Origin of the sequence: Streptomyces aurantiacus, from assembly GCF_001418335.1 — a bacterium.
Taxonomy (GTDB): domain Bacteria; phylum Actinomycetota; class Actinomycetes; order Streptomycetales; family Streptomycetaceae; genus Streptomyces; species Streptomyces aurantiacus.
On sequence record NZ_LIPP01000017.1, the window covers coordinates 20,954 to 44,810 of the forward strand.

5 protein-coding genes are annotated in these 23,857 nt (G+C 72.8%); 2 read left to right on the forward strand and 3 right to left on the reverse strand.

The window, feature by feature from the left end:
• The first annotated feature begins 41 nt into the window (after positions 1 to 41).
• A complete protein-coding gene (locus AOK01_RS02375; protein WP_055507840.1) occupies positions 42 to 989 on the forward strand; it encodes a methionyl-tRNA formyltransferase in 948 nt (315 codons plus the stop codon).
• Between the two features lie 185 nt (positions 990 to 1,174).
• On the opposite strand, the gene AOK01_RS02380 is transcribed toward AOK01_RS02375, so the two are convergent.
• From AOK01_RS02380 to AOK01_RS02390, 3 genes are all read right to left on the reverse strand, one after another.
• On the reverse strand, positions 1,175 to 2,011 hold the full coding sequence (locus tag AOK01_RS02380) for an ABC transporter ATP-binding protein (protein ID WP_055507872.1): 837 nt from the start codon (positions 2,009 to 2,011) through the stop codon (positions 1,175 to 1,177).
• A gap of 82 nt (positions 2,012 to 2,093) precedes the next feature.
• Positions 2,094 to 3,113: a FecCD family ABC transporter permease gene (locus AOK01_RS02385; RefSeq protein ID WP_245702047.1), complete on the reverse strand. Its 1,020-nt coding sequence runs from the start codon at positions 3,111 to 3,113 to the stop codon at positions 2,094 to 2,096.
• 92 nt (positions 3,114 to 3,205) lie between these two features.
• Positions 3,206 to 4,228 (reverse strand): FecCD family ABC transporter permease, encoded by a 1,023-nt coding sequence (locus tag AOK01_RS02390; RefSeq protein ID WP_281181288.1) that lies wholly within the window; start codon positions 4,226 to 4,228, stop codon positions 3,206 to 3,208.
• Between the two features lie 215 nt (positions 4,229 to 4,443).
• On the opposite strand from AOK01_RS02390, the gene AOK01_RS02395 reads away from it, so the two are divergent.
• Positions 4,444 to 23,823, forward strand: a complete 19,380-nt coding sequence (locus tag AOK01_RS02395; RefSeq protein WP_055507874.1) for a non-ribosomal peptide synthetase — start codon at positions 4,444 to 4,446, stop codon at positions 23,821 to 23,823.
• The last annotated feature ends 34 nt before the right edge of the window (positions 23,824 to 23,857 follow it).

Here is a 23,857-nt window from a genome sequence, read left to right on the forward strand (position 1 = left end):
AGCCTTACCTTGCAATGGTGTGTCCTAGGAGAGGATCGACTATGCGGGTCGTCATGTTCGGCTACCAGACCTGGGGGCATCGCACCCTCCAGGCTCTGTTGGACTCCGACCACGAGGTGGTCATGGCCGTGACCCACCCCAAGAGCGACCACGTGTACGAGAAGATCTGGGACGACTCGGTGGCCGACCTGGCCGAGAAGCACGGAGTGCCGGTGCTGCTGCGCAACCGGCCCGACGACCCCGAACTGCTCGCCGCCCTCAAGGACGCGGCGCCCGACCTGATCGTCGCCAACAACTGGCGCACCGTGCTGCCCCCGGAGGTCTTCGACCTGCCGCCCCACGGCACGCTCAACATCCACGACTCGCTGCTCCCGGCGTACGCGGGTTTCTCCCCGCTGATCTGGGCGCTGATCAACGGCGAGCGGGAGGTCGGTGTCACGGCGCACCGGATGAACGCCGAACTCGACGCGGGCGATGTTCTGTTGCAGCGTGCCGTGCCGGTCGGCGCGGCCGACACCGTCGCCGACCTGTTCCACCGCACGGTCGACCTGATCGGCCCGGTCGTCGAGGAGTCGCTCGGCCTCATCGCCTCGGGCCGCGCCCAGTGGATACCGCAGGACCGCAGCCGGGCGAGCTTCTTCCACAAGCGGTCCCTTGAGGACAGCCGTATCGACTGGACCTGGCCGGCCGAGGACATCGAGCGGCTCGTACGGGCCCAGTGCGACCCGTACCCGAACGCCTTCACCCACCACCGCGGACAGCGGCTCAGGATCGTCGAGTCCGCGGTCTCCGAAGGCCGTTACGGCGGAACTCCGGGGCGGATCTTCATCCGCGAGGGTGACGGCGTGGTCGTCGTCGCCGGTGCGGAGGCGAGGAACGGCCGGCTGCGCGGGCTGGTCGTCAAGCGGGTACGCACCGAGGACGGGGCGGAGTACGCGGCGACCGACTACTTCCGCACGATGGGCGGCTATCTGACGGCCCGAGCGTGAGCCTTGCCGGCGGCTGAACAGCGACGACTGGGCGTTCGTCTCCGTCCGCGGGCACGTCGTGGCTGGTCGCGCAGTTCCCCGCGCCCCTAAAAGCGGGGCTGCGCCCCGGCTTTTGTCTTTAGGGGCGCGGGGAACTGCGCGATCAACCCCCACCTACCCGCGGACGAGGACGCACCCGGGCATCGTCAGTCGGTCGCCGGCACCGCCGCTCGCAGCGGAGCGGCCCCGTGGTGGCGGCCCATCGGGATCACCAGGGGCGTGCCGCTGACCGGGTCCATCGTGATCTGGCAGGTCAGGTCGAAGACGTCCTCGACGGTCTCGGCGGTGATGACCTCGGCCGGGGTCCCCTCGGCGACGACCCTGCCGGACTTCATGGCGACGACGTGATCGGCGTACCGGCAGGCCTGGTTGAGGTCGTGGAGCACCATCACGACCGTGCGGTTCTCCCGGCGGTTGAGGTCGGTCACCAGGTCCAGGACGTCGATCTGATGGGCCAGGTCGAGGTACGTCGTCGGCTCGTCGAGTAGCAGGACGGGCGTGCCCTGGGCGACGGCCATGGCGATCCAGGCGCGTTGCCGCTGGCCGCCGGAGAGTTCGTCCACGGGGCGGTCGGCGAGGTCCGTCATGTTGGTGGCGGCCAGCGCCTGGTGCACGGCCTGCTCGTCCGCCTTCGACCACTGCCGCCACCAGGTCTGGTGCGGTGAACGCCCGCGGTTGACCAGGTCGAGGACGGTCAGCCCCTCGGGCGCCACCGGGCTCTGCGGCAGGATGCCAAGACGCTGGGCGAGTTCTCTGCTCGGGATGGACTGCAGCGCCCGGCCGTCGAGGTGGACGGCGCCCTCCTTCGGCGCGAGCAGCCGGGCGAGGGCCCGCAACAGGGTGGACTTGCCGCAGGCGTTGGCGCCGACGATGGCCGTGATCCGGCCGGGCGGAACCGCCAGGTCGAGGCCGTCGACCACCAGCCGGTTGTCGTACGCAAGCCGCAGACCGCTCGCCCGCAGATCGGGGTCGGGGGCCGACAAGGAGTTCGTCGACAGGGGGGCGTCTGTCGACAGGGGATCAGCCGGCACGGGACCGACCGATATGGGATCAGCCGACATGGGATCAACCTCCTGAGCCCGCGCGGTTGGCGCGGACGAGCAGCCAGAGCAGAACCGGAGCGCCGAGCACACCGGTGACGATGCCGACCGGCAGTTCTGTGCCGGAGACGAGCGTACGGGCGATGAGGTCGCCGCCCAGGACCACGAGCGCCCCGGTCAGTCCCGAGGCGACGGTGGGCGGCCAGGCCGTGCCGGCCAGCCGCTGCGCGATCTGCGGGGCGGCGAGCGCCACGAAGGCGACGGGTCCCGCGGACGCGGTGGCGAAGGCGATCAGACCGACGCCGGTGAGCAGGATGGCGAGGCGTACGGGCTGCACGCGCGTACCGAGGCCGGTGGCCACGTCGTCACCGAGCTGGAGGGTGCGCAGCAGACGGCCGAGCAGCAGGGCCGCAGGCAACAGCACCGCCAGCGCGACGGCGAGCGGGCCGACCTGGCCCCAGGTGCGGTTGTTGAGGTTGCCGACCAGCCAGCCGAGCGCGGCCTGCGCCTGGAAGCGTCCGCCCCTGGCCACGAGGAAGTCGGTGGCGCTCGTACAGATCCAGGCCACGCCGATGCCGACCAGGATGATGCGGTAACCGGTGGTGCCGCGCCGCCAGGCCAGCACGTAGACGGTCAGGGCGGTGACCAGGGCGCCGAACAGTCCGAGGGCCTGGGTGCCCAGGCCGCCGTCCCAGCCCAGCACGATGCCCGCGACCACGGCGGTGCCGGCGCCCTGGGTGAGGCCGATCATGTCGGGGCTGGCCAGCGGATTGCGCGTCATGGTCTGGAACAGCGCGCCGGAGACCCCGAAGGCGACCCCGGCAAGCAGTCCGACCAGGGCCCGCGGCAGGCGCAGTTCCTGCACCACGAGAACGGTGCCGGGGTCGCCGGAGCCCACCAGGGCCCGTACGACGTCGGTGAAACCGATCGGGTAGTCGCCGGTCGTCAGGCCCCAGCAGAACATGACGAAGGCGCCCGCGGCGAGCACCACGCACAGGGCGACGAGCCGGGGCCGGAAGACCCCGGAGACCGGCGGCAGGACCAGCCGGTAGGTCCGGTAAGTAAGGAAACGGGCGGAACCGGCCGGACGGACGGTGTCAGCAGGCGCCTTGAGGGCGGTTTTCGGGTTCGGCACGCTCACACCTCCGCCAGATTGCGCCGACGGACCATCGCGATGAAGAACGGACCACCGATGAAGGCGACCAGGACGCCCGCCTGGATCTCGGTGGGCCGGGCCACGAGGCGTCCGATGATGTCCGCGGCGAGCAGCAGGATGGGGGCGAGCACCGCCGACAGGGGCAGCAGCCAGCGCTGGTCGGGCCCGATGCCCGCCGACTGGGCGAGCACGCGGGCCACATGGGGCACCACCAGGCCGATGAAGACGACCGGGCCGATGACCGCGACCGCGGCGCCCGTCAGCAGGGTGATCGCGGCGACGCCCGCCAGCCGGACGAGACCGAGACGCCGGCCGAGCGAGGCCGCGACGTCGTCGCCGAGGGCCAGGCTGTTGAGGGCCGGAGCGCAGGCCAGCGCCAGCACCCCGCCGATGACGAGGAACGGCAGGACCCGCCACACCATGCCGTTGTCCGCCTCCGCGAGCGAACCGGCCGACCAGAACCGGTACTTGTTGAGCGCGTCCACGTCCGTGAGCACGATGGCCTGTGTGAAGGACCACAGCATCGAGGTGACGGCGATGCCCGCGAGCGCCAGTTTCACCGGAGTCATGCCGGACCGCCCGAGGCCGCCCAGCAGATAGACGGCCACCGTGGCGATCAGCGCCCCGGCGAACGCGAACCACACGTACCCGTACAGCGAATTGATGCCGAGCACGCCGACGGCCAGCACGATGGCGAAGGCCGCGCCCGCGCTGACCCCCAGTACCCCGGGGTCGGCGAGCGGATTGCGGGTCAGGGCCTGCATCAGCGCCCCGGAAAGACCGAGCGCCGCGCCCGCGGTCAGCCCGAGCGCGGTACGGGGCATCCGCGCCGACCAGACGACGTTGTCCACGAAACGGCTCGGCGCGTCCCCGAACAGGGCCCGGATCACCTGGTCCGGCGGGATGTTGGCCGCGCCGAGCGCCAGTGACATCAGGCAGAGGACGGCCAGGACGGTGCCCAGCAGTGTCACGAGAAGGACAGGGCGCACTCTCTTGCCCGTCACCTTGCGGTCTCCAACAGCCAGCTCCCTTATTAGGTAAGGCAGGCCTTAATCGTAGTGCGGGGCACGAGGTCCGCAGAGACTGGGCCTTTTGGTTAGGTAATCCTTACCTTAGTATGACCTGCGGTCCTCCGGCTGAGCCGGTTCCGCACACTCTGGAGGCACGGTCAGCTGTGTCCGGTTTCGAAACGCGTGGGTCCGGTGTCGGTGGCAGTGGCATGAGCGACAGTGGCCTTGGTGACAGTGTCGGTGACGTGACGGCGTACTGGCGTCGACGGCTCGATCCCCTCCCACAGGAGGCGGTCCTCCCGGTCGACTTCCCCTACCCGCTCAAGCCCGGCGGAGAGCTGCGCACGATCAGTCGCACGCTGGACGCGACGGCCGACGGGATCGGCGAGACCGACAAGGCCGACAAGGCCGACGAGGTCACTTTGCTGGCCGCATTCGTGGCGCTGCTGCACCGTTACGGCGGCGCGCGGGACCTCACTGTCGGGTACGGCGGACTGCCGGTCCGGGTGGCCCTCGACGGCGGAACCGAGTTCGCCGAACTGGTCCGGCGGGTCTCGGCGGCGTGTGCGGCGGCCGACACCCACCGGGTCGAACTGTGCACGCTGGTCGCTCTGTTGCGGCCGGAGCCCACCCGGGGTGGCGGCCTGCTGTTCAACACGGCCTTCGGAGCGGCACCCGACGGCTCGGCCCACGCCCCGCTCGACCTCGCGCTCGAAGTCCGTGCGGGTGCCGTCCGGGTGACGTACCGGCAGGATCTCCTCCGGGACGGGACCGCCCACCGGACGGCGGGCCACTACGCCACCCTGCTGGCCGACGCGCTCGCCCGGCCGCACACCCCTGTCGGCGAACTGAACCTGCTGGACGCCGAGGAACGGCACCGCGTCCTGACGGAGTGGAACGACACCGACCACGACGTCCCCCTGCGGACCTGGCCGGAGATGTTCGCCGAGCAGGTACGGCAGCGGCCCGACGAGATCGCGCTGGTCTTCGAGGACACCCGGCTGACCTACGCGGAACTGGACGAACGCGCCGGCCGGCTGGCCGACGCCCTCGTCGCGCGCGGCGCAGGACCCGAACGCGTGGTGGCTCTCGCCGTGCCCCGCTCGGCCGAGCTGATCGTCGCCGAGGTCGCCGTACTGAAATCCGGCGCCGCCTACCTGCCGGTGGACACCGATTACCCGGCCGACCGCATCTCCTACATGCTGGCCGACGCTCGCCCCGCCTGCCTGCTCACCACCGCCGAGGTAGCGGCGGACATCCCGCCGTGCGACGGCATGGACGTCGTGGTCCTGGACGCGCCCGAGACCGTGAGGGAGTTGGCTGAGCGGCAGGCGTACGTACCCGGCCTCGACCCCCTCTCCGTCGGCAACGCCGCCTATGTCATCTACACCTCCGGCTCCACCGGCCGTCCCAAGGGCGTGGTGCTCTCACACGCCGGCGTCGCCAAACTGGTCGCCACGCAGAGCGAGCGGTTCGGGATCGGGCCGCACAGCCGGGTCCTGCAGTTCGCCTCGCCGAGCTTCGACGTGGGGTTCTGGGACCTGTGCCTCGGACTGCTCTCCGGTGGCCGACTCGTCGTCGTACCGACCGAGTTGCGGGTGCCCGGCGCACCCCTCGCCGACTACGCCCACGCCAACGGCATCACCTTCATGATCCTCCCGCCGGCGCTGCTCGCCGCGATGCCCGAGGACGTCGAACTGCCGCCCGCCACCCTGCTCGCCGGCACCGAGCGGGTCTCGCCCGAACTGGTCGGCCGGTACGCACGCGGCCGGATGATGTTCAACGCGTACGGCCCCACCGAGGCGACCACCAACTCCACCCTCGGCCTCTGCGACCCCGACACCCCGGCCGGCACGATCGTCCCGATCGGCGTCCCCGACCCCGGCACCCGGGCTTACGTGCTCGACGCCCGGCTCCAGCCCGTACCGGCCGGGGTCCCCGGCGAGTTGTACCTCGGCGGAGCCGGTCTCGCCCGCGGCTACCTGGGGCGGCCCGACCTGACGGCCGAGCGGTTCGTCGCCGACCCGTTCGGCGCGCCCGGCGAGCGGCTGTACCGCACCGGCGACCTGGTGCGCTGGAAGGCCGACGGGCGGCTGGAGTTCCTGGGCCGCGCCGACGCGCAGGTGAAGATCCGCGGCTTCCGCATCGAACCCGGCGAGATCGAGTCCGTGCTGCGCGCCCACCCGGCCGTGGAGCAGGCAGCGGTCCTGATCCGCGAGGACCGGCCCGGCGACCGCAGGCTCGCCGCCTACGTGGTCCCCTCGCTGGACGCGGGCGCCGATGGGAACACCGATGGGGACGCCGATGGGGACGGGCGCCGGGGCTTCGGCGTGCAGGTCCAGGAGTGGAAGGACCTGCACGAACTGCTCTACTCGGCTGCGGGATCCGAAGGCATGCGGGACGAGTCCGCGGGCTCGGTCGACAGTTCCGCGGCCGACGGTTCGGTGGGACTTCGGGGCGAGTCTCCGGGGCTCCGGGAGAACTTCGCCGGCTGGAACAGCATGTACGACGGGCTGCCCATCCCCGTCGCGGAGATGCGCGAGTGGCGCGAGGCGACCCTCGCCCGCATCGAGGAGCTCGCGCCGCGCCGCGTGCTGGAGATCGGCGTCGGCAGCGGCCTGATCCTCTCCAGGATCGCGCCCGGCTGCGAGACCTACTGGGGTACCGACCTCTCCGAGGAGGCGATACGGGCCCTGCGCGGCCAGGTCCACCAGGTGCCGGAACTGGCCGGCCGGGTGCACCTCAGCGCCAGGCCCGCGCACGACACCACCGGGCTGCCCCGGGCCCACTTCGACACGGTCGTCCTCAACTCCGTCGCCCAGTACTTCCCCGGCGCCGACTACCTCACCGACGTCATCGGCGCCGCCGCCGAGCTGCTGGCCCCCGGGGGACGGCTGTTCATCGGTGACGTGCGCAACGCCCGTCTGCTGCGCTGCCTGCGCGCCGCCGTGGAGACGCGCCGCGCGGCCGACCCCGGGGACAAGCAGGCCCTGCGGACCGCCGTGGAACGGTCGGTCGCCTGGGAGGGCGAACTGCTCCTCGACCCCGACTACTTCGCGGCGTTCGACGGCTTCGACGTCGACATCCGCGTCAAGCGCGGCGGCCATCACAACGAACTGACCCGCTACCGCTACGACGTGGTGCTGCGCAAGGCGACGCGGTCACCGGCCCGGGCCGACGGCGACGAGATCGCATGGGCCGACCTGGTCGACTTGGCCGACCTGCCAGATCCAGCAGGCCCAGCAGACCTGGCAGCCCTTGACGCGCTGCTCACCGGGCGGCGTGAGGCGATCCGGGTCACCGGTCTGCCCAACGCCCGCCTCGCCGAGGACCTGGCCGCACTGTCCGCTCTGGACGACAGCAGCCGCACCCCGGCCGCTGCCGACGCGCCGGACCCGGAGGCCCTGCACGCCCTCGCCGCCCGGCACGGCCTGCGGGCGGCCGTCACCTGGAACGGGAACGCCGAGGACGGCAGCCTCGACGTGGTCTTCGGCCCCGCCGACGCGGACCCCGGCCCCGGCACCGCGCTTGCCCCCGACACCGCGCTTGCCACCGATACCGTGCTCGAAGCGCCGGGCCGGCTGTACCGCCCGTCCGGGACGTTCCCGCACGCCAACCGCCCCGCGCCCTTCCGTGACGTGAACTCCCTGATGAAGGCCCTGCGTTCGTACGCGGCCGATCAACTGCCCGAGTACATGGTCCCGTCCGCGGTCGTTCCCCTGGACCGGCTCCCGGTCACCCCCAGCGGCAAGCTCGACGGCGCCGCGCTCCCGGTACCCGACTACGGGGCCCTCAGCTCCGGCCGCCCGCCGCGCGACGCCCGTGAGGAAGTGCTCTGCGCGGCCTACGCCGAGGTGCTCGGCGTGCGGTCGGCGACCATCGACGACGACTTCTTCGCCCTCGGCGGCGACAGCATCACCGCCATCCAGCTCCTCATCCACGCCCGCAGGGCCGGGCTGCGGCTCAGCTCCCGTGACGTCTTCCGGCACCGGACGGTCGCAGCCCTCGCCGAGGCCGCGGGCGTGCGCACCGACACAGGCATCGGTACGGGCTCGGGCACCGCGGTTTCCGCTACGCGGGCCCCGCTGGTGCGGCTCACCGGGGCCGAACTCGCCGAGCTCCAGGGCGAGTACCCGGTCACCGTGGGGGAGCTGCTGCCGCTGAGCCCTCTCCAGGAAGGCTTCTACTTCCACTCCCTCGTCGACGGCGCTGACCGTGACACCTATGTGGTCCAGCAGGCCCTCGAACTGTCCGGCCCGGTCGACGCCGAGGCACTGCGCCGAGCAGCCCAGCGCGTCCTCGACCGGCACGCCCCGCTGCGGGCCTGCTTCCGCCCGCTCTCCGACGGGCGCCCCGTGCAGATCATCGCCGAGGGCCTGGAACTGCCCTGGCGCGAGGTGGATCTGTCGACGGAGGACCGCCGGGCCACCGAGGACCGCCTGCTCCTCGCCACCGACGGAGTCGCTGACGCGGTCGCCGCCGAAGAGCGTGCCCACCGCTTCGACCTCGCTCGCCCGCCCCTGTTGCGCTGCGCGTTCGTACGGCTCGGCGAGGGCCGGAGCCGACTCCTGCTGACGTTTCACCACAGTGTCGCGGACGGCTGGTCCTTGCCGGTTCTGCACCGTGAACTGCTGGCCTCCTACGGCGAAAGCCCCGCCCCGCTGCCCGAGGTCGCCCCCTACAGCTCGTACCTGCGCGGCCTGGCCGCCGCCGACCGGGACGCCGCACGCGAGTCCTGGCGCGACGCGCTCGCCGGGATCGAGGAGCCCACCCGGCTGGTCGAGACGCCCTCCGACGGCACGCCGATCACGCCCGCCCAGGTCCGTGTCGAGCTGTCCGAGCAGGTCACCGCCCGGCTGTCGGCCCGCGCCCGCGAGCTCGGCGTGACGCTGGGCACGGTCGTCCAGAGCGCCTGGGGCCTGCTGATCGGGCGGCTGACCGCCCGCCAGGACGTGGTGTTCGGCACCACCGTCTCCGGCCGAGACGCCGAGGTCGAGGGCATCGAGTCCATGGTCGGGCTGTTCATCAACACCCTTCCGACCCGCTTCCGCTGGGAGCCCGCGGACACCCTCGCCAGCCTCCTGGGACGACTCCAGGACGAGCAGGCCGCGCTCCTCGACCACCAGCACCTGGGCCTCGCCGAGATCCAGCGCGTCGCCGGACTCGCGGGCAGCGGCGAGCTGTTCGACACCCTGGTCGTCTTCGAGAACTACCCGGCCGCCACGGGCCTGGCCGACCCGTCAGGGCGTATCCGGGTCACGGGCCACGAGTTCCACGACGCCGTCCACTACCCGCTCGCCCTGATCGTGAAGCCGGGCCGCCGCCTCGACCTGCGTCTCAAGCACCACGCCCAGCGCCTCGACGCCGCCGCCGTGCGCCGCATCGCGGACCGCCTCACCCGCATCCTGCACGCCCTGGCCGCGGACCCGGGGCAGCCGGCCGCCGCCCTGGAACTCCTCTCGCCCGCGGAGCTGTCCCACGCCCACCCGGCCGGTGAACGGCGGGAGGTGCCGGAGACCACCCTCTCCGCGGCCTTCGAGGCCCGGGCCGCCCGCGCCCCGCATGCCACGGCGGTCGTGTACGAGGACCAGACCCTCACGTACGAAGAACTCGACGCCCGCGCCGAGGACCTGGCCCGCCGGGTACGCCGCAGGGGCGCCGGGCCGGGCACGGTCGTCGCGGTCGCCGTACCGCGCTCGGCCGAGCTCATGGTCGCCCTGCTCGGCGTGCTCAAGTCCGGCGCCGCCTACCTTCCGGTCGACGTGGACTACCCCGCCGACCGGGTGGCCCACATGCTCACCGACTCCGGGGCGACGACGGTCGTCACCACCTCCGACACCGCGCACCGACTGCCCGAGGTCCCGGGCCTCGCCCACCTGCTGGTGGACAGCCTGGACAGCCACCAGACCGACCAACAGTCCGATGCGGCCCGTGTCCGTGCGACCGCCCTCGCCCCCGCGGGCCCCGACGACCCCGCCTACCTGATCTACACCTCCGGCTCCACCGGCCGCCCCAAGGGAGTCGTCGTCACCCATCGGGCCATCGTCAACCGCCTGGCCTGGATGCAGGGCGAGTACCGGCTGGGCGCCGACGACCGGGTGCTGCAGAAGACCCCGGCCAGTTTCGACGTCAGCGTCTGGGAGTTCTTCTGGGCGCTGGGCGAGGGCGCCACGGTCGTGCTCGCCCGCCCGGACGGACACCGCGACCCCGCCTACCTCGCCGGGCTGATCCGCGAACAGGGCGTCACCACCCTGCACTTCGTACCGTCGATGCTCGAAGCCTTCCTCCAGTCGGAGGACATCACCGCCGACCCCGCGTGGGCGGCCTCCCTGCGCCGCGTCTTCAGCAGCGGCGAAGCCCTGTCCACCTCCGCGTCGGCCCGCTGGCGGGACCTCACCGGGGTGCCGCTGCACAACCTGTACGGCCCCACCGAGGCCGCCGTCGACGTCACGTATCACCCGTATGACGGGGCGCCCGGCGCCACCGTGCCCATCGGCAGGCCCGTGTGGAACACCGGTCTGCGCGTCCTGGACTCCTGCCTGCGCCCGGTGCCCGAAGGGGTGCCGGGCGAGCTGTACCTGACGGGCGTCCAGCTGGCCCGCGGCTATCACGCCAGGCCGGGCCTGACCGCCGAGCGGTTCGTGGCCGATCCGTACGGCGGGCCAGGCGAACGCATGTACCGCACGGGTGACCTCGTACGCCGCCGCGCGGACGGAGTCGTCGAGTACCTGGGCCGCACCGACCGCCAGGTCAAGATCCGCGGCAATCGCGTCGAACTCGGCGAGATCGAGGCCGCGTTGGTCCGGCAGGCGTCCATCGCGCAGGCCGCCGTCACGGTCACGGTCACAGCCTCGGCCTCAGCCACAGGGTCCGTCACCGGCGGCGCGCTGGTGGCGTACGTGGTCCCCGCCCGCGGCGCACACCCGGAGCCCGCCGAGCTACGGGCCGCACTCGGCGCGGCGCTCCCCGCGCCCATGGTGCCCGACGCCTACGTCGTCCTCGACTCCCTGCCGTTGACGCCCAGCGGCAAGCTCGACCGGGCCGCGCTGCCCGCCCCGCAGGCGGCGACACGCGCCGAGGTGCGCGCACCCCGGGACGAGCGGGAGCGCGCGCTCACCGGGATCTTCGCCGCGGTGCTGAAGCTCGACGAGGTCGGCATCGACGACGACTTCTTCATGCTCGGCGGCGACAGCATCACCTCCATCGGCGTCTCCAGCCGCGCCCGGCGCGCGGGCCTGGACCTGAACCCCCGCGACGTCTTCGAGCACCGCACCCCCGAGGCCCTGGCGGCGTCGGCCACCCCGGTCGCCGCCGCGCGTGCCCTGCGCTCCGAGTTCACCCTCACCACCGAGGAGACCGAGCGCGTCCACCGGCTCAGCCCCGGCCCGGTGGACGACATCTGGCCCCTTGCCCCGCTCCAGGAAGGCCTGTTCTTCCACTCCACGTACGACGACAGCGCCCTGGACGTCTACACCGTCCACGAGTCGTTCGACATCGCCACGCCGCTCGACACGGACCGGCTCCGCACCGCCGTACGGGTACTGCTGGCACGCACCCCCAGCCTGCGCGCCGGGTTCACCAGCGAAGGGCTGCGCCAGCCGGTGCAGTTCATCGTCCGCGACCCGGAGGTTCCGCTCGAAGAGGTCGATCTGTCCGGGCTGCCCGCCGCCGAACAGGACGAGCGGCTGCGGGAGTTGACGGACGCCGAGCGGTCCCGCCGCTTCGACCTGACCCGGCCGCTGCTCTTCCGGATACTGGTCGTCCGGCTCGGCGAGGAGCGCGGCGACCGTCTGATCGTCGGCCGGCATCTCCTCCTGTGGGACGGCTGGTCCGCCTGGCTCTTCCTCGACCAGCTCTTCGCCCTGTACGAGTCCGGCGGCGACGCGAGCGGCCTGGTCGCCCCCGGCTCGTACCGCGACTACCTGACCTGGCTGGAGGTCCAGGACACGGCCGTCGCCACCGCCGCCTGGCGCACCGCCCTCGCCGGACTCGACGAGCCCACCCTGCTCGCCGCCGCCGACCAGGGCCTGGAACCCGACATCCCGGAGAGCCTCGACGCCTTCCTCCCCGACGAGGTGGGGGAGCGACTGCGCGTGATCGGCCGTCGGCACGGACTGACCCTCAACACCGTGCTGAACGCCGCCTGGGGCCTGACCCTCGCGAGCGCGACAGGCCGCGACGACGTCGTCTTCGGCACGACCGTCGCGGGCCGGCCGAGCGAGGTGCCGGAGATCGAGAACGTCATCGGCATGTTCCTCAACACCGTCCCCGCCCGGATCGCCTACGACCCGGCCGAACCCGTACTCGGCCTGCTGCGCCGCGTCCAGGACGAACGGCTGGCCGTCATGCCGTACGAGTACCTGGGCCTCGGCGTGCTCCAGGCCGAGACCGGACACCGGCGGCTGTTCGACACCCTCTTCGTGTTGCGCAACAGCGACACCGAGGAACGGCTCGCCGAGCTGAGCGAGCGGCACGGCGCCACCGCCGTCGCCAACGTCGACGCCACGCACTATCCCGTCAACCTCGTCGTCACCCCGGGCCGCAGCATCCAGGTCACCCTGACCCACCGGGCCGACGTCGTCGCGCGCGACGAGGCCCAGGAACTGCTCGACCGCTTCACGCTGCTCGTCGAACGGCTCACCGACGACCTCGAAGCCCCCGTCGGCCGTATTGATGCTCAACTCCCTTGCGAACACGTCCGGTTGGAGCGTGAGCGGGCCGCGGGCCGGGTGCCCGACCCCGAGGACACCATCGCCGACCTGCTGGCGGACCGGGCCGCGGCCACGCCCGACACCACCGCGCTGGTCTTCGGCGACGAGACCCTCACGTACGCCGACCTCGACGCCCGCATCAACCGCATGGCACGCCTGCTGCTCGACCGCGGCGCCGCCCCCGAGCGGGTCGTCGCGCTCGGGCTGCCACGCTCCCTCGACATGGTCGTCGCGCTCTTCGCCGTACTGCGCACGGGCGCCGCGTACCTGCCCCTGGAACTGGACTACCCGGACGACCGGCTCGTGGCCATGCTCCAGGACGCCCGGCCCACCCTGCTGCTGTCCAACACCGCCGTCTCCGCACGTCTGGCGGCGGCCGACACCCCCCGCGCGCTGCTGGACGACCCGGCGGTGGCCGCCGAACTGGCCGCCTACCCGGCAGACTTGGAGCGACGGGTCTTCAGCCTGGAGCACCCCGCGTACGTCATCTACACCTCCGGGTCCACCGGCCGGCCCAAGGGTGTCGTCACGCCCTACCGCGGTCTGACCAACATGCAGCTCAACCACCAGCGGGAGATCTTCGAACCGGCCGTCGCCTCGGCGGGCGGACGCGCACTGCGCATCGCGCACACGGTGTCCTTCGCCTTCGACATGTCCTGGGAAGAGCTGCTGTGGCTCGTCGAGGGCCACGAGGTGCACATCTGCGACGAGGACCTGCGACGCGACGCCGAGGCCCTGGTCGCCTACTGCGAGACCCACCGCGTCGACGTGATCAACGTGACGCCCACCTACGCCCATCTCCTCATCGAGCAGGGCCTGTTGGAGGGGCACCGGCCGCCGCTCGTGCTGCTCGGCGGCGAGGCCGTGTCCGAGACCGTGTGGAACCGGCTCCGCGACACCGAGGGCACGTACGGCTACAACCTCTACGGGCCGACCGAGTACACCATCAACACCCTCGGCGGCGGTACGTTGGACAGTGCCACCCCGACCGTCGGGCGTCCGATCCGCGGGACCCGCGCCCACATCCTGGACGCCTGGCTGCGCCCGGTGCCCGAGGGCGTGCCCGGCGAGCTCTACATCGCGGGCATCGGCCTGGCCCGCGGCTACCTCGACCGCCCTGCCCTGACCGCCGAGCGGTTCGTCGCCGACCCCTTCGGCGAACCCGGCGAGCGCATGTACCGCACCGGCGACCTCGTACGCCGCGGCCCCGAAGGCAACCTCGACTTCCTCGGCCGCACCGACGACCAGGTCAAGATCCGCGGCTACCGCGTGGAGCTGGGCGAGATCGAGACCGCGCTCTCCCGGCACCCCCAGGTCGCGCACGCCGCCGTCGTGGTCCGCGACGAACGGCTCGTCGGCTATGTCGTCCCGGCCCCGCTCACCGGCGACGACCGCGACGGCGCCGAGCGCGAACAGGTCGGCGAGTGGCAGGAGATCTACTCCGACGAGTACGAGGAGATCAGCACCGCCGTCTTCACCGAGGACTACGCCGGCTGGGACTCCTCGTACGACGGGCAGCCCATTCCCTTCGCGCAGATGCGGGAGTGGCGCGAGGCCACCGTCGCCCGGATCCGCTCGCTGCGGCCACGCCGAGTCCTGGAGATCGGCGTCGGTTCAGGACTGCTGCTGTCCAAGCTCGCCCCCCAGGCCGAGGCGTACTGGGCCACCGACTTCGCCGCCCCCGTCATCCGCAAGATCGGTGAGGAACTGGCGCAGGACCCGGAACTCGCCGCACGCGTCACCCTGCGCGCCCAGCCGGCCGACGACCTGACCGGCCTGCCCGGCGACGGCTGGTTCGACACCGTCGTCATCAACTCCGTCATCCAGTACTTCCCGAGCATCGACTACCTGACGTCGGTGATCGAGGGCGCGATGCGGCTCCTCGCGCCGGGCGGGGCGCTGTTCGTCGGCGACGTACGCAACCTGCGCCTCGCCCGGACCTTCCAGACGGAGATCCAGCAGGCCAGGGGGGTCACGGGGGAGGCATTGGAGCGCGCCGTCGAACGCGGTCTGCGCCTGGAGAAGGAACTCCTCGTCGACCCCGACTACTTCACCACCCTCGGCCACCGCGTCGACCTGCGCACCAAGCGGGCCCGCCACCACAACGAACTCACCCGCCACCGCTACGACGCCGTCCTGTACGCCGGTGAGGCGGACCTTGCCCTGGACCGCGTACCGTCGGTCGGTTTCACCGAAGGGCTCGACCTGACGGACCTCGTCCGTGCCGTGACCCCGCTGCGGTTCACCGGCATTCCCGATGCGCGTGTCGGGGCCGGCGGGGGAGTGGACCCCGAGGCGCTGCACGACCTCGGCGCCCGGCTCGGCCGCCGCGTCCTGACGACCTGGTCCCGCGAACCGGGCACGTACGACGCCGTGTTCATCGCGGACGCGGACGCGGATGCGGGTGCGGAAGCCGACACCGACGCCGGCGCGGGGCCCGGACGCACCGCCGGGCTGTATCTGCCCGGTGGCGGCGAGGCCCCGTACGCCAACGAGCCCACCGCGGCGCGCGGCGCGAACAGCCTGGTGCGGCGCCTGCGTGACGACCTCAAGCAGCAGTTGCCCGAGTACATGGTCCCGGCGGCGTTCGTGACCCTCGACCGGCTGCCCATGAACGACAACGGCAAGCTGGACGTGCGCGCCCTGCCCGACGCCGAGCCGGCCGTCGCGCTCGGTACGGGCCGCGGGCCGCGCACCCCGCAGGAAGAGGTGCTCTGCCGGCTCTTCGCCGAGGTGCTCGGCCTGCCCGAGGTCGGCGCCGAGGACGCCTTCTTCGACCTGGGCGGCCACTCCCTGCTCGCCACGCGGCTGATCAGCCGGGCCCGCACGGAGCTGGGTGCCGAGCTGGCGATCCGTGACCTCTTCGAGGCCCCGACCCCGGAACTGCTCGCCGCGCGGGCCGACACCGGGCGCCCCGCCCGCCCGGCCGTCACCCCCGCCGAACGACCCGACCGCATCCCGCTCTCGCCGGCCCAGCGCCGGCTGTGGCTGGTCGAACGGCTCACCGGCAGCGGTGTCGCGTACAACTTCCCGCTGGTTTTCCGGCTGCGCGGGGAACTCGACCTCGACGCGCTGCGGTCCGCCCTGAGCGACGTGGCGGGGCGGCACGAGGCGCTGCGCACGGTGTTCCCCGAGCACGACGGGGAGCCGTACCAGTTCATCGTCCCGGCCGCCGAGGCCGCGCCCGAGTTCACCGTGCGGGACTGCGCGGAGGACGCGCTGGACGGCCTGATCGAGTCGGCGCAGCGCCGCCCCTTCGATCTGGCTCGTGAACTCCCGCTGCGCTGCGAGGTGTTCCGGGTCGGCCCGGCCGACCACGTGGTGGCCGTGGTCCTGCACCACATCACCACCGACGAGTGGTCCGACCGGCCGTTCCTGGCCGACCTGAACACCGCGTACGCGGCCCGGACCGCGGGCGGGGAGCCCGGCTGGGCCCCGCTGCCGGTGCAGTACGCCGACTACACGCTGTGGCAGGAGCAACTGCTCGGCCAGGTCGGCGAGGCCCAGCTCGCCCACTGGACGCGGACGCTGAGCGGGCTGCCCGAGGAGCTGGCGCTGCCCCTGGACCGGCCGCGGCCGGCCGAACCCACCGGGCTCGGCGGCAGGGTCCGCCACGAAGTACCCGCCGAGGTCGGCCGGACCCTGCGTGAACTGTCCGGCGAGACCGGCACGAGCCTGTTCATGCTCCTCCAGGCGGCCACGGCGACGCTGCTGCACCGGCTGGGCGCGGGCGACGACATCCCGCTCGGCGCGCCCATCGCGGGCCGCACGGACAGCGCGCTCGACGAGCTGGTCGGCTTCTTCGTCAACACGCTGGTCCTGCGCACCGACCTGTCGGGCGACGACCTGACGTTCCGTCAACTGCTGGCCCGGGTACGTGAATCGGCGCTGGCGGCTTTCGAGCACCAGGACCTGCCCTTCGACCGGGTCGTGGAGGCCGTCAACCCACCGCGTGTGGCGGGCCGCAACCCGCTGTTCCAGGTGATGCTGGGCTACCACTACCGCCCCGACGGCGACGCCGAACTGCTCGGGCTGCCCACCGAGTGGTCCGAGATGGACACCGGCAGGGCCAAGTTCGACCTCCACTTCACCTTCGTGGACGAGTCGGACCACCTTGTCCTGCTGCTCGACTACGCGGCCGACCTGTGCGACGAGGCCACGGCGGAGCGCCTCGTCGGACGCCTGCTCCGGCTCCTCGAACAGGTCACCGACGCGCCGGACCTGCCGGTGCGCGACGTGGAGGTGCTGGCGCCGGACGAGCGGGCGCTCGTCCTCACGCACTGGAACGACACGGCCCACGACACGGCCCACGACACAGCCCATGGGGGCGCATCACTCACCCTTCCCGAGCTGTTCCGTGCCCAGGCGGCCCGTACGCCCGACGCGCTCGCCCTGGTCGTCGGTGAACAGCGGCTGACTTACGCCGAGTTGGACGCGCGAGTCGAACACACCGCGCGCGTACTGGCAGGCATGGGCGTGGGTCCCGAGCGCACCGTGGCCGTCGCGCTGCCGCGCTCGGCGGACCTCGTCGTCGCCCTGCTCGCGGTGCACCGCGCGGGCGGCGCCTATCTGCCACTGGACCCCGACCACCCGCAGGAGCGCCTCGCGTTCACGCTGGCGGACGCCCACCCGGTGGCCGTGATCCGCGACCACCTCCCTGAGGGCGAGGAGGGCGAACTCCCGGGCACATACGACCCGTCGAGCCCCGCCTACGTGATCTACACCTCCGGTTCGACGGGGCGTCCCAAGGGCGTGGCCGTACCGCAGTCGGGCATCGTCAACCGCCTGCTGTGGATGCAGGACACGTACGGCCTGACCGGTGCGGACCGGGTGCTGCAGAAGACCCCGGCCGGCTTCGACGTCTCCGTGTGGGAGTTCTTCTGGCCGCTGATCACCGGGGCGGCCCTGGTGGTGGCCAGGCCGGACGGCCACCGAGACCCCCGCTACCTCGCCGAACTGATCCAGCGACAGGCCGTCACCACCGTGCACTTCGTGCCCTCGATGCTCCAGCTCTTCCTGGAGGAACCGACGGCCGCCCGGTGCACGGGCCTGCGCCGGGTGATGTGCAGCGGCGAGGCCCTGCCCGTCGACCTCACGCATCGCTTCCACGAAACGCTCGCCCCCGTCGAACTGCACAACCTGTACGGACCGACCGAGGCCTCCGTCGACGTCACCGCCGCCCAGGTGCACCCCGGTGCCACGGCGGTGCCCATCGGGCGCCCGGTGTGGAACACCCGCGGGTACGTCCTGGACGCCGCGCTGCGGCCGGTGCCGCCGGGCGTCGCGGGGGAGCTGTACCTCGCGGGCGCGCAGCTGGCCCGCGGCTATCTCGGCCGCGCCGCGCTGACCGCCGAGCGGTTCGTCGCCGATCCCTACGGCGGACCCGGCGAGCGCATGTACCGCACGGGCGACCTCGCCCGCTGGACGTCCGACGGTGCGCTCGCATACCTGGGCCGCACCGACGACCAGGTCAAGATCCGCGGCTTCCGGATCGAACTCGGCGAGATCGAGACCGTACTCGGCCGGCACGACACCGTCGCCCAAGCCGTCGTCGTCCCGCATGACCAGCAGCTCGTGGCCTATGTCGTCCCGGCCGCGGGCCACGGCACCGACGCCGCAGGACACGGCACAGGCGGTACGGGAAGCGGCACGGGACGCGTCGCGGACGGTGCCGTACTGCGCCGGCACGCCGCAGCGGTGCTGCCCGAGCACATGGTCCCCGCGGCCTTCGTGACCCTGGACGCCCTGCCGCTGACCCCCAACGGGAAGCTCGACCGCAAGGCGCTGCCAGCGCCCGACTTCGCCGCCGAGACCACCGCGTCCACCGAAACCCTGCCGCGTACCCCGCGCGAGGAGATCCTGCGCGGTCTGTTCGCCGACGTACTGGGCCTGGAACGGGTCGGTGTCCACGACGACTTCTTCGCCCTCGGCGGCCACTCCCTCGTGGCCATGCGTCTCGCGGGGCGCGTCCGGGCGGTGCTCGGCGCCGAGGCCTCGCTGCGCACGGTCTTCGAGGCCCCGACGGTCGCCCGTCTCGCCCAGGCACTCAGCGACGGGACACGCAGCAGCGACGGAGGGCTCAGTAACGACGGCGCAGGCCGGCCCGTCCTCGCGCCCGCGGACCGGCCGGAGCGGCTGCCGCTCTCCTTCGCCCAGCAGCGGCTGTGGGTCCTGTACCGGGTGGAGGGCCCCAGTTCCACGTACAACATCCCGCTCGCCCGGCGGCTCACCGGGCCGCTCGACACCGACGCGCTGCAACGCGCGGTCGATGACCTGGTGGCCCGCCACGAGCCGCTGCGCACCGTCTTCCCGGAGGAGGACGGGCGTGCGTACCAGCTGATCCTGGAGCCGGCGCAGGCCCAGGTCGCCGTGCGGTCCGCCTCCGTGGCCGACGAGGCGGAGCTGGCCGAGCGGCTCGCCGAGGCCGTCGAGTACGGCTTCGAGCTGGACCGGGAGGCACCGCTGCGCGTGCACCTCTTCCGCATCGCCGAGGACGAGCACGTCCTGCTGCTCCTGCTCCACCACATCGCGGGCGACGAGTGGTCGGACCGGCCGCTCACCCGCGACCTGGCCGCCGCCTACGAGGCACGCACGGCCGGCCGGGCGCCCGAGCGGGCCCCGCTGCCGGTCCAGTACGCCGACTACAGCCTGTGGCAGCGTGCGGTGCTCGGCGACGAGAAGGACCCGCAAAGCCTGGCCGCTCGCCAACTCGCCTTCTGGAAGCAGTCGTTGACGGGGCTCCCCGAGGAGCTGGGGCTGCCTGTCGACCGGCCGCGCCCGCTGGAGGCCAGTTACCGCGGTGGCGCGGTCGACATGGCCCTGGACCCGGAGCTGACGGCGGGGCTGCGCGAGCTGGCCAGGTCCGGCAATGTCAGCATGTTCATGATCATCCAGGCGGCGGTGGCCGCGCTGCTGACCCGGTTGGGCGCCGGCACGGACATCCCGCTCGGCAGCCCGATCGCCGGGCGCACCGAAGAGGCGCTGGAGGACCTGGTCGGGTTCTTCCTCAACACTCTGGTGCTGCGCACCGACACCTCCGGCGACCCGGCGTTCCGCGAACTGCTCGCCCGGGTACGGGAGACCGACCTGGCCGCCTTCGACCACCAGGACGTGCCGTTCGAGCGCGTGGTGGACGTGCTCAAGCCGGCCCGCTCGCTGTCCCGGCACCCGCTGTTCCAGGTCATGGTCGTGTATCTCGCCGCGAGCGGCGACGCGGACGACCTCGCCGGGCTGGCCTCCCGGCGGGAGGAAGTCGGCGCGACCACCGCCAAGTTCGACCTCTCCTTCGACTTCGTGGCACGGGCCGGCGGTGACGGTAATGACGGCGGTACCGGAGCCGAGGGAGGTGGCGACGTGACGGGCGGTGACGGTATCGACGGTGTGCTGGAGTACAGCACCGACCTGTTCGACCACGCCACCGCCGAGGCGATCGCCGCACGGCTCGTGCGACTCCTGCGGGCCGTGGTCGCCGCCCCCGACACCCCGATCAGCCGGATCGACATCCTCGGCGACGCGGAGCGCCGGCGCATCCTCACCGAATGGAACGACCGGCCCCTGCTCGCCGGACCGACCACCGTGCCGGCCCTCTTCGAACGGCAGGCCGCGCTCTCACCGGACGCGCCGGCCGTCGCATCCGACGGCATCAAGCTGACGTTCGCCCAGCTCAACGCCAAGGCGAACCGGCTCGCCCGGCTGCTCGTCGCGCGCGGCGTCGGCCCGGAGCGGCTGGTCGCGCTGGCACTGCCCCGCACCGCCCGCACCCTGCTGGCCATCCTCGCCGTGCACAAGGCGGGCGCCGCCTACCTGCCGCTCGACCCGGACGCGCCGGCCGGCCACCTGAGCGACACACTCGCCGACGCCCGCCCGGTCCTGACGCTCACCACACGGCAGCTCGCGCCCCTGCTGCCCGCGGACGGACCGCCGGTACTGGAACTGGACGCCGAGGCAACCGCCGAACTGCTCGCCGCCCAGCCCGCGACCGACCTCACCGACACGGACCGGGCCGCGCCCCTGAGCCCGCGCCATCCGGCGTACGTCATCTACACCTCCGGCTCCACAGGGCGCCCCAAGGGCGTCGTCATCACCCACGAGACGGTCGGCAACCTCTTCCACAGCCACCGCGAGACCCTGTACGCGCCCGCCAAGGCGGCCACCGGCCGCCGCCATCTGCGCGCCGGACACGCCTGGGCGTTCTCCTTCGACGCCTCCTGGCAGCCGCAGCTGTGGCTCCTGGACGGGCACTGCGTCCACGTCGTCTCCGACGAGACCCGCCGCGACCCGGAGCTCCTCGCGGCGGCCGTCGTCGAGCACGGGTTCGACTTCCTGGAGGTCACCCCGTCGTTCTTCGCGCAGATGGCCGAGACCGGCCTCGTACGCGACGACGGCAGCAGCCCCCTCGCGGTCGTCGGCGTCGGCGGCGAGGCCGTACCGGGCGCGCTCTGGGAACGGCTCGGACGCCTGACCGGCACCGAGGCGTTCAACCTGTACGGGCCCACCGAGTCCACCGTCGACGCGCTCGTGGCACGGGTGCGCGACAGCGACCGGCCGCTCGTCGGCCGCGCGGTCGCGGGCACCCGCGCGTACGTCCTCGACGACCGGCTGGGGCCCGTACCGCCCGGTGTGACCGGCGAGCTGTACCTGGCAGGCGGCGGCCTCGCCCGCGGCTACCTGGGCCGCCCCGCCCTGACCGCGGAGCGCTTCGTGGCCGACCCGTTCGGCGGGCCCGGCTCCCGGCTCTACCGGACCGGCGACCTGGCCCGCTGGACGGCCGACGGACACCTCGACTACCTGGGCCGGGCCGACGACCAGGTCAAGATCCGCGGCTTCCGCATCGAACCCGGCGAGATCGAGTCCGTACTGGCCGCCCACCCGGACGTCGCCCGAAGCGTGGTGACGGTACGTCAGGAAGGCACGCGCAAACTGCTCGTGGCGTACGCGGTCCCCGTACCCGGAGCCCTTCCCGACCCCGGACGGCTGCGCGCCCACGTCGGCGGGCACCTGCCCGACCACATGGTGCCGGCCGCCGTGGTCCTCCTGGACCGGCTGCCGGAGCTCGCCAACGGCAAGCTGGACCGGGCCGCCCTGCCCGCCCCGGACTTCTCCGCGCTCTCCACAGGCCGGGCCCCCGGCACCGAGCTGGAGAAGACCCTGTGCGCCGTGTTCGCCGACGTGCTCGGCCTGACCGAGGTCGGCGTCGACGACGACTTCTTCACCCTCGGCGGCGACAGCATCATGGCGATGCAACTCGTCAGCAGGGCCCGCGCGGCGGACGTGCGGATCACCCCGCGCCTGGTGCTCAGGCACCGTACGGTCGCCGGGCTCGCCGAGGTGGCGACCACCACCGGAGCCGCCGACGCCCGCCCGGCCGACGAGGGAACCGGCATCGTGCCGCTGATCCCGGTCATGCACTGGCTGCGCGAACTGGGCGGCCCGTTCAAGGGCTACCACCAGTCGGCCCTGGTCAGGACCCCCGCGACCCTGGACCGGCCGAAGCTCACGGCCGTACTGCGGGCACTCGCGGACCGGCACGCCATGCTGCGCGGCACGCTGGTCCGGAGCGCGCCCCTTCAGGGGCGCGGGGAACTGCGCGACCAGCCCCCACTGACCCGCGGCCGAGAAACGTCCGCCGGGGCCGAGGACGACCGCGGCGCCAACTGGAGCATCGCGGTGCCGCCCACAGGCACCGTGGACCCCGGAACCTGGATCGAGCGGATCGACGTCACCGGGCTGGACCCCGACGCGCTGCGGACGGCCGTCGCGGACGGCGCCCACGCGGCCCGCGCCGCGCTCGACCCGGAAGCCGGTGTCGTGGTGCGGGCGGTGTGGTTCGACGCGGGCGCCGAGCCCGGCAGGCTGCTCCTGATGGCCCACCACCTGGTGACCGACGGGGTGTCCTGGCGCATCCTGCTGCCGGACATGGAGACCGCCTGGCGGGCCGTCGAGGCTGGGCGCCCCGCCGAACTCCCGCCCGTCGACACGTCGTTCCGCACCTGGTCGCGCACACTCGAACAGCTGGCTCAGGACCCGGCGCGGGAGGCCGAACTCCCGTTCTGGACAGACGTGTTGGCAGGTGCGGCGCCCCTGCCGCTGAAGAGCCCGCTCGACCCGGTCCGCGACACGGCCGGCACCGTACGGCGGCTGGAGCTGCGGCTGCCCGCCGAGCACACAGGACCGCTGCTGTCCGCGGTGCCCGCCGCCTTCACCGCGAACGTCAACGACGTCCTGCTCACCGCACTCGGACTCGCCGTGGCCGACTGGCGGCGGCGGCACGACAGCGGCCCCGGGGGACCGGTCCTGGTCGACCTCGAAGGCCACGGACGCGACGAGGAGGTGGCGGGGCAAGCGGCGGGTAGCGTCGATCTGTCCCGTACGGTCGGCTGGTTCACCAGCGTCTTCCCCGTCCTCCTGGATCCAGGCCCCGGCGCCCTGGACGACCTGGACGGGGCCCTTGAAGGCGGCCCGGCCGTCGAGGAGGCGCTCGACCGGACCCGACGGCACCTCGCCGCACTGCCCGCGAACGGCGTCGGCTACGGCCTGCTCCGCCACCTCAACCCCCGTACGGCTCCGGTCCTCGCCGGTTTCGAGGCGCCGCCGATCGAGTTCAACTACCTCGGCCGCTTCGGCATCCCCGAGGCCACGGACTGGTCGTACGCCCCCGAGGAGGACGTCTCCGACATCGGCCCCGAGCCGGACATGCGGGAGGGCCACGCGCTCGGCATCAACGTGGTGACCGAGGACCGCGCCGACGGTCCGGTCCTGGCCGCCCACTGGTCCTGGCCGGAGGCGGTCCTGGACGAGGAGACGGTCCGCGACCTGGCCGAGACCTGGTTCCGCGCACTCAGGGCACTGGTCGCCCGCGCGGCAACCCGAGACCAATGAGAACCAATGAGAACCAATGAGAACCGATCAAGCC